General features: G+C 53.8%; 9 protein-coding genes. 7 read left to right on the top strand and 2 right to left on the bottom strand.

Annotated features, from left to right (window positions below):
- Nucleotides 1-886: 886 nt before the first annotated feature.
- The gene (fbaA, locus tag HMPREF9237_RS02640; RefSeq protein ID WP_269208114.1) at nt 887-1,915 is read right to left on the bottom strand and encodes a class II fructose-bisphosphate aldolase; all 1,029 of its coding nucleotides are present in this window, start codon (nt 1,913-1,915) and stop codon (nt 887-889) included.
- Between the two features lie 246 nt (nt 1,916-2,161).
- Here fbaA and HMPREF9237_RS02635 point away from each other — a divergent pair, with 246 nt between their 5' ends.
- The 3 genes from HMPREF9237_RS02635 to HMPREF9237_RS02625 all read left to right on the top strand — a co-directional run bounded on the left by HMPREF9237_RS02635 (nt 2,162) and on the right by HMPREF9237_RS02625 (nt 5,450).
- Nucleotides 2,162-3,001, top strand: coding sequence for a Sir2 family NAD-dependent protein deacetylase (locus tag HMPREF9237_RS02635; protein ID WP_016442177.1), 840 nt, complete (start codon nt 2,162-2,164; stop codon nt 2,999-3,001).
- Nucleotides 3,002-3,005: 4 nt separating this feature from the next.
- The gene (locus HMPREF9237_RS02630) at nt 3,006-4,769 is read left to right on the top strand and encodes a hypothetical protein (RefSeq protein WP_016442176.1); all 1,764 of its coding nucleotides are present in this window, start codon (nt 3,006-3,008) and stop codon (nt 4,767-4,769) included.
- Nucleotides 4,770-4,883: 114 nt separating this feature from the next.
- On the top strand, nt 4,884-5,450 hold the full coding sequence (locus HMPREF9237_RS02625; protein WP_155875790.1) for a hypothetical protein: 567 nt from the start codon (nt 4,884-4,886) through the stop codon (nt 5,448-5,450).
- On the opposite strand, the gene HMPREF9237_RS02620 is transcribed toward HMPREF9237_RS02625, so the two are convergent.
- Nucleotides 5,447-5,857, bottom strand: a complete 411-nt coding sequence (locus HMPREF9237_RS02620) for a hypothetical protein (protein ID WP_016442174.1) — start codon at nt 5,855-5,857, stop codon at nt 5,447-5,449. The two genes, HMPREF9237_RS02625 and HMPREF9237_RS02620, sit on opposite strands and share 4 nt — an antisense overlap.
- Before the next feature lie 42 nt (nt 5,858-5,899).
- Between HMPREF9237_RS02620 and HMPREF9237_RS08825 the strand changes: the two genes are divergently transcribed.
- The 4 genes from HMPREF9237_RS08825 (at nt 5,900) to HMPREF9237_RS02600 (ending at nt 13,051) form a co-directional block, all read left to right on the top strand.
- Nucleotides 5,900-6,439, top strand: coding sequence for a hypothetical protein (locus tag HMPREF9237_RS08825; RefSeq protein ID WP_016442173.1), 540 nt, complete (start codon nt 5,900-5,902; stop codon nt 6,437-6,439).
- A gap of 149 nt (nt 6,440-6,588) precedes the next feature.
- Nucleotides 6,589-8,499 carry a Dam family site-specific DNA-(adenine-N6)-methyltransferase gene (locus HMPREF9237_RS02610; protein WP_196800225.1) on the top strand — a complete coding sequence of 637 codons (1,911 nt, stop codon included), beginning with the start codon at nt 6,589-6,591 and terminating at the stop codon, nt 8,497-8,499.
- A gap of 1 nt (nt 8,500) precedes the next feature.
- The gene (locus HMPREF9237_RS02605) at nt 8,501-10,279 is read left to right on the top strand and encodes an AlwI family type II restriction endonuclease (RefSeq protein ID WP_016442171.1); all 1,779 of its coding nucleotides are present in this window, start codon (nt 8,501-8,503) and stop codon (nt 10,277-10,279) included.
- Between the two features lie 168 nt (nt 10,280-10,447).
- Nucleotides 10,448-13,051, top strand: a complete 2,604-nt coding sequence (locus HMPREF9237_RS02600) for an AAA family ATPase (RefSeq protein ID WP_016442170.1) — start codon at nt 10,448-10,450, stop codon at nt 13,049-13,051.
- Nucleotides 13,052-13,301 lie beyond the last annotated feature (250 nt).

The following is a 13,301-nucleotide window of genomic DNA, read 5'->3' as shown; positions in this document are numbered from 1 at the left end:
AAACACCTTGATTTCTCGAGGCACTCCTGGCGCCCCGTGATTGTAAACCATTTGGAAGGTGTTCATGCACGACTTAAATAACTATGTGGTAAATCTTATCTTCCGAGGTAACTGTCTCAAAGTGTGGCCATTGGTGCTGGTGGTGACGGTGTGGCGGCGTGATGCCGCGACGGCGGGCGGCGTCGATGTCGGGGAACGGCGGCGGTGTGGTGGCGGTGTGGTGGCGCGGCGGGAATCCCACACGTCACACGAGTCTCACGAGCCTAAGTAGTCACACGCGTCCCGGAGTAGGCGGCATGTGTTGTCAAAGCTGTAGTGCATATGTCGTACATGCGAAGTACATCTCGGAAAAACACACCGCCTCCCGCCTGCGCGGCGGGCCGGCACAGCGACTCGGCTCGGCAAAGTGCGCATTCTGGACATTGACCCCCGCGAAGTGCGCATTTCGAACCGTGGTGCCCGTCAAGTGCGCGTAAGGAACATGAATTCGCTCTGAAACAGTGCTCTCCCGCGCACTTTGTTTCGAGGGCCACCGGGACTAACCACTATCCACCTATTACGGCCCAGCAAAGTGGTACTCGACAACGGCGGAACGCGCAAAGTGGTACTGCACAACAGAAAATCGGGGGTTGGCTGTAGCTCCAGTACCACTTTGCGATCCGACATGATGACGGGCAACCCGCATCGCCATCAGCCCCGCAAATTGAAGCTTTCCAACGCGAAAGAGGGCAAAGCGAACAAAGAAAACATCGGAAAAGACGCACGAAGTGCAGCACAAGGGGCTGGTAGCCTAGATAAGCTACCAGCCCCTTGTTACGCAGAACGTGCCGAACCGCGAACGGCACACGAGCACGCCTGCCTCACGAACGGCCCGAAAGCGCCACCCTTACTTCATGCGGGTACCGGTGGAGCCGAGGCGCTCGCACGCTTCGACAACGCGAGCGGCCATGCCGGCTTCGGCGGCCTTGCCCCACGAGCGCGGGTCGTACTGCTTCTTGTTACCCACTTCGCCGTCAATCTTGAGGACGCCGGAGTAGTTGGTCAGCATCCAGTCGGCCACCGGACGGGTGTAGGCGTACTGGGTGTCCGTGTCCACGTTCATCTTGATGACGCCGTTTTCCACCGCGGTGCGGATTTCTTCGGCGGTGGAGCCGGAGCCACCGTGCATAACCAGATCGAAGGGCGATTCCTTGCCGACCTTGGCACCGACTTCCTTCTGGATCTCACCGAGGATTTCGGGACGCAGCTTGACGTGGCCGGGCTTGTACACGCCGTGCACGTTACCGAAGGTCAGCGCGGTGATGTAGCGGCCATTTTCGCCCAGGCCCAGCGCTTCAACGGTCTTGAGGCCGTCCTCAGCAGTGGTGTAGAGCTTTTCGTTGATTTCGCCGACGACGCCGTCTTCTTCGCCGCCCACAACACCGATCTCAATTTCGAGAATGGTATTGGCCTTCTGGGAGAGCGCCAGCAGTTCCTTGGCGATTTCCAGGTTCTCCTCCAGCGGCACGGCCGAGCCGTCCCACATATGGGAGTTGAAGTAGGTCTGCTTGCCTGCCTTGTGCTGCTCAGCTTCGAGCTCCATGAGCGGGCGGATCCAGGAATCGATGTTCTGCTTGGCGCAGTGATCCGTATGCAGGGCGATGGTCACATCGTAGTTCTTGGCGACGGCGCGCACGTACTCCACCAGGGCGATGGAACCGGCCACGCGATCCTTAACGGTGGAGCCGGAGAGGTATTCGGCGCCGCCCACGGACACCTGGATGATGCCGTCCGATTCGGCTTCCGCGAAACCGCGCAGGGCAGCGGTGGCCGTCTGGGACGAGGTGACATTGATGGCCGGGTAGGCGAACTTATTCGCCTTGGCGCGGTTGAGCATTTCGTCGTACTGTTCGCGGGTTGCAACAGCCACTGAGATCTCCTTTATTCGGCGTTCCTCGAACCATCTGTCCGAGAGGTTTTCTGTGTGAGCACGCGAACCACCGCGATGTGGCGAAGGCTCCGTGCGAGTGCCGCGACCGGCACTCTTTGAGGGTTCCTCAAACAGGTTTTATTATCCCACGTTTGGCCCCGCCATGCCCGGACCTTTGCCCTGAGGCGAAAGATTCACCCCGCCGGGCATTCGGGTTACGATGAGCGAGGAAGCCAGCACGAGGGAGTCACCATGATCACCAGCGACACCACCGAGGCCGCTCGCGAACTAGCCGAGCTCATGGAGGGGCGCACCACCGTAGTTATCGCGGGTGCGGGCGTCTCCACAGCTTCGGGCATTCCCGATTACCGCGGCACCGGTTCCTCCGATGTCCCCTCCATTGATTACGATGCTTTCGTTTCGGATCCGGTATGGCAGCGCTGGGTGTGGCAACGTAATCAGGAAACGTGGCGCGCGCTGAGCGGCGTCGTCGCCAATAATGCCCACACGGCACTGGCGCGTTTCGAAAAAGCGGGCCTCATTAACGGCGTCGCTACTCAAAATGTCGATAATCTCCACCAGAAGGCCGGTTCTACCAGGCTCGCGGAACTGCACGGGAATTTTTTGCGGGTCGTATGCGTGGAGTGCGGGGCGGAGTTCCCGCGCGCGGAGATTGCGGCGCAGCTGGACCGGCTCAACCCGGGGTGGCCGGAGGATCCCGATCCCGCGCACGTCGCGATTTTAGCTTCCGCGGACCGCGCCGGTGCGGAGGCCTCCACGTTCCGGGTGGCACCGTGCCCGCGTTGCGGCGGCTTGCTCAAACCCGCGGTGGTATTTTTCGGCGAGGCGCTGCCGCGGGCGGCGATGGAGCAGTCCTTCGCGTGGGCGCGCGAGGCGGATCTTGCGGTGGTGGTCGGTACCTCGCTCGCGGTGCTGACCGGTTCGTGGGTGCTCGGCGAGGCGCTCCAGCACGGTGCGGCGTGCGCGATTGTCAATATCGGCCCCACCACCGCGGATCGTTACGCCGATCTGCGCGTGGAGGGGGACGTGGGGACGGTGCTCGCGGGTGCCGCGGATCTCTTAGGGGCGTGAGTCCATGCGTGGTTCAGCTTTTAGTGACGACGACGGCGCACGCGGCTGGTTCAAACGCCGCCGCCAACGTAAACGCGCCCAGGACCTGGCGGAATGGCAAACCCGCACGCACCGCTCGGCGTTTTCGGAAAGTCCGTCGCGCGCCGGTGCCGGCTCGGCCTTCGGGGAGCCGGAGGGTGAACGACGGCCGGTAGTGGCGCGGGCGAAGGAGGGCGCGCGCACTCTCCAAGGCTCCCGCACGAAACCGCATCCGCGCGATGAGCGGGCGATGCGCCAGGCTTACGCAAGCTCGGCGCAATTGCTGCCAACCGTCCCGCCACTCCCCTATCCCGCGAGCGCGAGTGCGCAGCAGGCCGGCGGCGCGACCGCGAGCTACGGCGCAACGCGGGTCAATACCGCGCCACCACCCGAGGAGCCGAAGAAAAAGAAGGATCGCGGCCTCTTCTGGTGGATTTTCATTGTTTTTGTGTGTTTCCCGGCCGGGTTTTTCCTTGCCGATATGGAAGATGAGGTGAGTGACCCGCCGGCCGAGGTGGGGAGCGCGCAGAGTGCTGAAGATTCCGACGATGCCGGGGGCGCTGGGGCTGCCGCGGCTCCCGAGGCTGGCGCGCAGCCGCTGGCCACTTACGCCCCCGTTCCGCAAAATCTTGCCGAGGCGCGGGCGGTGCAGACTGACGCACGTGTTCCCGCCTTCCCGGATCAGCCTTTCGTTATCCCGGCCGGGCACGTTTTCGGCGGCTACAACGCCAAAGCGGATTCCACGAGCTTTTATGACACGGAAACCGGGCAGCTGCGCTACTCCCTGCCCGGGGAACTCAGCTGCGCGCCCGCTGGTGACACCGCGAATATGTGGTGCAAGCCGAATTCCTGGGGTAATTCTTACGCCAGCTCGTATATTTCGGACGTACCCGCCACTCTGCGCGCAGCCGCGGATGGCGCTGTGATCTGGGAAAGCGGAGAGGATGCGCAAGGCTTCGCGCCCGGGGTGCTGCTTTCCGAGGCCGAGGGCCGCGAGGAACATTTTTCCTGGCTCTCCCCCACGGATGGCACGGTGCTGCATGAAATAACTCGTCCCGCTGCTTTCGGTAATTATCACGTAGCGCCGAGCGGGGAGGTACTCCTCCTTGAAACACGGGATAAGTCCACATATCTCACGGTTCTTAGCTCAACAGGACAGGAGCGCGGCGCTCTCGTTATCGAGGGTGCGGATGTTGGCACTGCAACCATGGTCACTACAACCGATGGATGGTTCCTCCCCGAATTCAATATCTCCATTACGAATGAGGGTAAATTCTCACGAGGTACCGCTTTCCAGGGCTACGTGCGCGCCAAGGCGCCCTCATGTTTATCGCCGCAAGCGAGCACAGCGCAGCTACGCACAAATCTAGAAACGCTATTAGCAGACGCGCCCCGCAGCTCTACAGGAAACTACTACGTGGGGATCTCTTCCTGCACGCCCGGTGGCATGGCCTATCTGGTGAGTTCATCGGCCCCTAATGCCAGGATCGTGGCGAACGGGCAGATGCGGAAGCTCCCCCTTTCAAGCGTTAGTTGGGATTTCCTGCCGCTAGGAAACGGCTCGGTGTTGGCTGGTTACCAGGCCGGCTCCCGCGACGGCACTTTCGCTTTCGATTGGAATCAGGGCGATGCCCCGGTGTGGTCCATCCCGGCCACCCTTACGGACGTTGTGCCCGGCTATGGCTTCTTCGGCACCGATTTCTCCACCCCTGATTCGGAGCCGGTCTATTACGCGCTGCGGGCGAAGTAGACCTTGAGCCTTTGCCGTGGCATTGCTAGAGTTTATTCACCAGAACCGGCCCGCCCATCCGCCTCGCGAATGGGTCAGGGCCGGGCTTCATATACCAAGGTTCAGCGAGGGCGCGTGACCGAAACAAAGTGGCCAGTCCCAAGCCAGCTCATCGTCGAAACTTTCGTGCTGCGCGAAACCACCATCGTGGATCCGGGCGAGCTAACCGCCCACCCAGCCACCCACCTGGTATCCATCGCGAGCGAGCCACGTGAAGCCGCCCGCTGCTGGCACCACCAGCAGCGCACCGGCAAGTTCGCCGGCGAAGGCTGGATTTCCCTGGAACTCAACGGCCAGCAAATCATGCCGCGCGAAGCCTGGACGCATCTCGCGCTGTTCTGGCAGAGCATGCTGGACGCGGTAGAAGGCTATCTCGATACCGGCACCGGGCGCGGCGATTTCAGCGAGGAAACCGCGGGCTTTTCACTCACCCGCAGCGGGCAGCTACTCATTTTCGAGCTCCGCGGCCAGCGCTACCCCGCCGAGCCACTATCTTTCCTACACGGTGTTTTGCGCGGCGCCAACCAGTTTTATCGGTGGGCCCACGAGTACGTGGGTACCGTTCCCGCGGCCAACCTGGACTACGTCACGCAACTTCAGGCACGCCTTGCGGCGCTTACCGCCGCTCGCAACGCGCGCTAAGCTTCTGCACCAACCTGTGGCACCGGGTGCCGTTTGTCGATATACGCGCTGCATCCCATCGAGGTCACTAGCATCCACACCACCAGCAGGAACGACGGCCACCGAATCGATTCGTACGCGTACTGAAACACCAGGAAGGATAGCCCGGCAATGATTCCGTAGCCGGCGTCGAGGAGGTACCCGAAGCGCCGCGGCGTTCGCCCCACCGCGCGCGTCATGTAGAAACTGGCGATGCTAAAAAGAATAAGTACGACGACGAAGCTCCATAGCGGGAAGGAATGCCGGCCAGCAAGGAAAACCACCGCGAGGGCAAATCCGAAACCGACGAGGAGGATGATCAGAAAGCTAACAATCTTGCCGATGGGGACTTTCCTAACCAGCTGCCGATGCTGCGGTGCGTCCGCCATAGACCGTTCCCTTCGACGTTGAATATCGGCAATAATTATCCTATGAACGAGCATGCCACACAAGAACCTAAGGAGCAGCCCACAGACACCACGCACTCATCCGCAGGTTCCGCGAACGCACCCGCTAGCTCCACACACGCATCGGCAGATTCCACACACGCACCCAAGAACCGTGAGAAATCCACCGAGAGGGCGTACCGCTACCGCAAGGGCGCTACTTTGCTCATCGTGGTCGTTGCCGGGTTGGCTGCAGCGATGCTCCTGTTCTGGGCCACCGGAGGTCCGAAAGTGGAGATGTGGATGTTCTGGACTTCCACCCTCGTTTACCTCGCGGCGAGCGTGCTTCTCACCAAGGCTGCGGCGGTGCTGCGCCGAGCGCGTGGCGTGCGGAGTCCGTGGGGCTATGCCTTGGATGCCGTCTACGGCGCTTTCTTCGGCATCTCTTTCATCATCGCAACCGAGCTACCCCGCATCAAGCTCTTCGGCGGCCTCAACTGGTACTCTGCCCTGGCCTGGCTCTGGATCCTCGCCTTCGCGGTCTTCTTCAGCACCTACCTAGCCCAGCGGCATCCTCAAGAGTAAAAATCCCTGATCAAACGATCCACAGGACCCTCTTCATATAGAAGACACCGCTCCAAATACCGTCAGTCGAAACAGTACCCATTCCACGCACTTCTCGATAGCTACTTCGAGGGAGATCACACCCTCAACCGTTTGGTAGTATCGTCAGTGTGGCTGATAATTTGATTCCTCTAGAAGCGATACCTGAACATTCCAGCCAGGCGCGCCCGTTACTCAAATGGGCTGGGGGAAAAACTCAGCTGCTTCCGGAGCTGCTGGAACGAATGCCGAAAGATTACGGCAAGTATATCGAACCGTTTTTTGGTGGAGGAGCACTCTTTTTCGCCTCACGACCTCAAAGAGCCATAATCGGAGACATAAATCCGGAGTTAATCAACCTGTACACCGCAGTTAAGGATGACGTAGGCTCTGTAATAGACGCTTTAAAGATTCACCATAACGATGAGAGCTACTTTTACACCGTTCGCGCGCAAAACTGGGAGGAACTATCCCCGGCGGTTGCGGCCGCACGGACAATTTTCCTCAATCGCACATGTTTTAATGGACTATACCGGGTCAATCGTTCTGGACAGTTCAATGTACCTTACGGCCGGTACAAAAACCCTAAGATCGTTGATGAACATAACCTTTACGAAGTATCATCCGCACTGCAGGGGGCTGAAATAATTCAAGGCACCTACGAAGATATACTTCAGGCCAACGCCGAGCCAGGCGATTTCGTCTTCCTCGATCCTCCATACTTACCAACAGGTAAGTACTCCGACTTTAAGCGTTACACCAAAGAGCAGTTTTACGAGGAAGATCATCTCCAGCTAGCCCAGGAGATTAAGCGCCTACACGAACTCGGATGTTTCGTAATTTTAACAAATTCCAACCACCCGCTTGTTCACGAACTATTCGACGGTTTCCACATTGACATAGTTCAAACTAAGCGGTCGATTAGTGCAAAAGCCTCCAGCAGGTATGGAGAGGACGTCATTGTAACAATTCCTCCGAAACGGAAAGTGAATCTAGAAGCCTGCCGTGAACCCCTCGATAAACAAACACTCGCCTTCCCATCAACTCGATACATGGGATCCAAAAAGAAATTACTGTCGGATATCTGGGCTGTAGCCGAGCAGTTTGACTACGAAAACGTCGTAGATCTATTTTCCGGTTCCGGAGTGGTTTCATACATGTTCAAAGCGAAAGGAAAGAGCGTTCTCGCCAACGACTACATGGCATTTAGTGCAAATTCGGCTAAGGCACTCATTGAGAACTCGGGGGTTATTCTACCTTTAGACAAAGCATGCCGCCTCGTTGAGACCGATTTTAAAACTGATGGGTTCGTCTCCGAGACTTTCCACGAATTATACTACTCAGACGAAGATAACGCTTTCATCGATTCTATGAGGGCGGGCATTAAAACGATCAAGAATCCATACGAACGCTCAATCGCAATGGCGGCACTAATACGAGCGTGTCTAAAAAAGCGCCCGCGCGGAATTTTCACTTATGTCGGAATGCGCTACGATGATGGCAGAAAAGATTTACAGATGTCTTTTCAAGAACATTTCCTCAGAGCTGTCCAAGAAATAAATAATGCGATTTTCGATAACGGCAAGCAATCGCTTTCGAGAAGAGGGGACGCGATGACTGTGCGTGCCGTACCGAACTCTCTCACCTACATCGACCCGCCGTACTACTCCCTCCGCTCAGACAACGAGTACGTGCGCCGTTACCACTTTGTTGAGGGACTTGCGCGCGACTGGAAGGGAGTCGAAATTCAAGAATCCACCCAAACAAAGAAATTCAAGTCCTATCCGACTCCATTTGCATCTCGCAAAGGCGCCTACGACGCTTTTGACCGTTTATTCCATCAGCATCGGAACTCAGTTTTACTCGTTTCATACTCCTCCAACTCACTGCCAACCCTTGATGAGATGGTCGAAATTATGAGCAAACATAAGCGAAACGTGGAAGTGCTTCCGATCAACTACAAATACTCTTTCGGAAATCAACACGCTCGAGTGGGTAACAATAGAAATTCAGTCCAGGAATACCTTTTTGTCGGATATTAAAATGAATCATGAGATCGATTTCAGCTTACGGCCTTGGCACCTAGCCAACACAACCTTGCGAAATCCTTTGCGGCTCAGAAATGCTTTACAAGCCCTCGTCGATGCCGGTTTCGAAGGCCGCATGGGTAAAGAAGAGGAAGAAGCAATTGCGAGAGCGCTCGATAACGCCGGTATTATTACGCTGAATCCTCGCACTAAAGATATCACTTCCATTTCCAGAAAATGGCGTTCAGGGCTCAGCAAACTAGGCTTTATCACCCCAGATTTCACGAAGTTAAAGGAGATTAGAGATCTTGACACAAAACAAATCCTTAACGAACTTGGAAAGCCATACACCGTCACCGAAAATGGACAACGCTTATTATCGGCACAGTCACTGCAAGCACAGCAAGAGGTCTTCTTGCGATCAATTTCAGCATTGAGCTTACCTAGCCCCCTTGAGCATAATTACGCATTCAAACCATTCTCGCCACTGCGACATATTGTAGGTATTTTAAGGCAGTTGAAGAAAAACGGAATAGAGCCATACATTTCGCGTCTTGAAATGGCCTCTCTTGTGATTTTCACTCACAATACTTCCGATATCGAAGCCATCTGCGACGAGATAATGGCGCTCCGAACCCGTCGAGAAAGGGCTGTTAGTAAGAGAAAATTCGATGTAGAAACTATGGAATCAGCTTTGGAACGCCAACGCACTCTTGGTGCATCACACAGTAATTACGGAACATTCTACGACTATCAAGACGTATCTTTCAGGTATCTTAAAATGACAGGGCTGTTCCAAGCTAAGGGACGTGGAATTAGTCTGGTCCCTGAAAAAAAGACCATTGCGCACGCGATCTGTGATAACTCCTATGATCCCCTCCCTGGGCCAGTTCGGTATATGCAACGACTTTTTAGCGGTGCCGAGCTTCCAACCGACAATATTCGTGGCGCTGTGTCCGTACTCGAAGACCTTATTAAAGTCGCGAAAGCCCGACGCCTCGCTTTCGACAAATCAAACTACGATTTAAGCACAGTAGCCGGTGCGAGTGCCGCGCGCTACGATCTGGACGCACTAATTTTTCAGAATAAAGAACTTGAATTCGCTTTGGAGCAGCCGCGAGAAATCGATGAAATATCGGCCTACCTTGCAATGCTAGATGAGAATAAGACTACCTACCAATTCGGAGACTACGAACTGAAGATTCCGAAAGAGGAGCGAGCCGCATACTTAGAGTGGACGTTGTGGAGGGTAGTTTTAGCTTTCGGCGATCTCGTCATTCCCCCAAATTCTGTTCGCCGATTCCACATTGATCAAGATTTCTTACCCATTGGCACTGCTTCTGGTGGTGGTGCAGATATAATTGCGGAATACGACGACAAGGTAATTGTGATAGAGGTTACCCTTACTGAAAGTTCGCGCCAGGAGGCTGCTGAAGGAGAGCCAGTAAGGCGTCACGTCGCCGACATGCTCGCCGCACATCGCACAGACGGAAAAGATGTTCTAGGTCTTTTTATTGCTCGGAACATTGATACTAATGCCGCAGAAACTTTCCGTGTTGGGACCTGGTATTTGAGCGATAATGACAAAGTTCGACTAGATATTGCGCCTCTCACTTTAAAACAGCTACGTATAGTCGTCGATTACGCAGGCCGGCACAAGACCCTATCTCCGCGAGTATTTTTCGAGCTAATCCAATCCGTTATGTCGAGCCGCGATAACACATCGGGCGCACCGGGATGGAAAGAAGAAATCGAATCTCACGTACGGTCAGTCTACAGTCCTCAACGTAGATGAAAAGCATCAGTTACAGTGCCTTGAAATTCTTGCATGGCACCGGACGGCAAGTTATCCCCGGTTTAGGACACGTTACCGAGCCTGCCTACTATCAGTGGATGAACATGACCACTGGCCCGCCAGTCTCGGTACAATTAAACACGACCGAAAGCTGGCGAAGGAATGGGCATGAGCGATACAACTATGCGGCTGGCCGAATGGTTTTCAAATCGGCACTGGTGGCTTCAAAATGCGGCTACTCTTCTGCTTGAGCAAGCTACACTCACAGACGAAGACATTTCAAAACTTGCGCTACAATGCCTGCAAGAAGTCCAAGGTAAGTTACCCAAGCCAAGTTGTAGTTTCCCCCTTTCCTCTTTCTCCCCAATCGGAGGAGATTCCCTACGACTATGCTCGATAAGTAATATCGAAGGCATAAACGCTCTCGCCCCGAAGAAACCACTTGAATTCTGTAAATGCAACAAATCTGAATTCAATAAGGATAACAATCTCACGATTATTTATGGCCATAATGGATCCGGTAAATCAGGGTATATCAGACTACTTAAACACGTATGCGGCGCACGTGAAAAGGGCATTTTACATAATAATGTATATAAACGCGACCGCCACAATAAGAAAGCCTGTATTTCATTTGTGCAAAACGGAATACAGAAGAGCTATATATGGTCGGACGATGGTGTCTGCAACGATCTTAGCAACGTTGAGATTTTCGACAATTCCTTTGGCAAGATATTTGTAGATAAAGGAGGCGAGGTAACCTACGAGCCACCAATTCTATCATTTCTCACCTCACTCATCCAGTTATGTGAAAAAGTCGCAGCATCTCTCGAGGACAAAGCTAGTCGGCATCAATCAAGGAAGCCAAGTTTCCCTAGTGAAAAGAACGAAACAGCTGAAGGTCTATGGTATAAATCCATCAATGTCGATACTTCCACCCGAGATATCGACAATAATTGTACTTTTAGCGACAATGACGATGCCGAAATTCTGGCTCTACAGCAACGGCTTGCCGAATTATCCCCAGCTGACCAAGCTAAGCGGTTGGAACAAGAGAAAGTCCATATCGACCGTTTGGTTCGAGATGCCCAGACATACCTGGAACAATTGTCGACTGATAATTGCCGGAGAATTATTGCCGCAAAAGTCAATTTGATTTCCAAAGAGAAAGCAGCGAATATAGCTGCCGCAGAGACATTCTCCGGCAGTGAGCTGGAAGGCATCGGGTCTGACGTTTGGAAAGAATTATGGGAGGCGGCCCGCAAGTACTCCACAACAACCGCCTACAAAGAGGAAAGCTATCCGAATATTGCCGAACACTCACGTTGCGTCCTATGCCATCAAATGTTGACAGAACAGGCAAAAAACCGCTTAGTTTCTTTCGAGACATTCGTGAAGGGCGAGATGCAAGCAGCTGTAACAAAATCTACCCAGGAATACGAAGCGGCAGTACAGAGTATCGGCGAATTACCAACAGCAGAGATGCTTAATGCGCGGGTAGGCGCAACCGGTATTACAACGGAGCGATTCAGAGATAATGTGATGAATTTCTTCGAAGAATTACGCTCAAGAAAGGATTCGCTACTAAATGGGGGCGCCGACGGCACGCCCCCGAAGCCCTTACTTCCACCTGAATGGTTTAATCAAGCCGAGATGCTTTCAAATGAAAAGAGTCAATTAGCTGAACAATATAGCGAAGACGCCAAAAATGATAATCGGGAGGAACTTCAGAAAAAGCTAAATAGCCTACGGGCTAGAAAGTGGTTATCCGAGAACCGTGTCGCTATCGATGAAGAAATCAACCGATTGAAGCTGCTGAGGGACTTCGAAAAAGCCAAGAAATTGACCCACACCGCAGGGCTCTCTCGGAAGAAAAAAGAGCTGGCAGAAGCTCTAATCACAGATGCGTTTGTACAACGATTCAATGATGAGCTTAAAGCTCTCCGAGCGTCTCATCTCAAAGTGGAGCTCACGCAAGGAGGAACTTCCAAGGGACGTGTCCTACATAAAGTTCAGCTCCGAGACGTTTTACAGAAAGAGTCGGTTAATCTCCGCGATATCCTAAGTGAGGGCGAAAGTCGAATTGTTTCCATCGCGGCATTCTTGGCAGATGCCACCGGAAAGACTAGTAAAGCTCCCTTCGTTTTCGATGATCCAATATCGTCACTTGATCAAGACTACGAAGAAGCTGTGGTTCAACGATTGATTAGCCTTTCTCGGGAGAGACAGATTATTGTCTTTACCCACCGCTTATCCTTACTGGGAACCGTGAACCATTTCACTAAGAAGAATGGGGTGAAGCCAAACGTAATAAGCATTCGATCTGTCGACTGGGGAACCGGCGAGCCTGCCCCTATTCCACTTTCACAAAACGACATCAAAACGGCCTTAAACAAGCTCATGAATGAGCGCTATCTAGAAGCTAAAGAAGCCTTCCAAAACAACGAATTTGATCGAGCGGACTCTTGCGTAAGGTCGATATGCAGCGATTTCAGAATATTGTTAGAGCGTTCTATTGAGAATGATCTTATATGCGGGGTGGTGCAAAGATTCCAACGACCCGTCTACACTTTAAAGCTTAAAGAGCTGGCTAAAGTCCGAGAGGAGGATTGCAATTTCCTGGATTCGCTTATGACCAAATACTCCGGATTTGTACATTCACATTCAGAAGAATCGCCGATCAGCCTACCTACACTAGACGTCCTTTTGGAAGACATGACTTCGTTAAAAAATTGGCGAGAAGAATACGCAAAACGAAAAGTAGCCGAGTAGCTGTATAGCTGAACGCATCGCACAGCGTGCAAATCCCTTTGCGCAACACGTTCACTTTAGGTCAAGTCCTGGTTAGTGGTGTATCTGTGTTCTCGAATCATGATTGTCATTCTCTGGTTTCGATACTAATAAGGACTGGATATCAGACACAGGTCAAGCAATAATTTCCTTCCCACTAATAGTCTTCTCGTCGATAACACCACGAGCGATAACATCCCGGGTTTGCGCCAGACTCGCCAACGACATGTAC

It is taken from the genome of Actinotignum schaalii FB123-CNA-2, assembly GCF_000411135.1.
GTDB lineage: Bacteria > Actinomycetota > Actinomycetes > Actinomycetales > Actinomycetaceae > Actinotignum > Actinotignum schaalii_A.
Note: the sequence above shows the minus strand (reverse complement) of the source record. Positions and strands in the feature narration are given on the sequence as shown.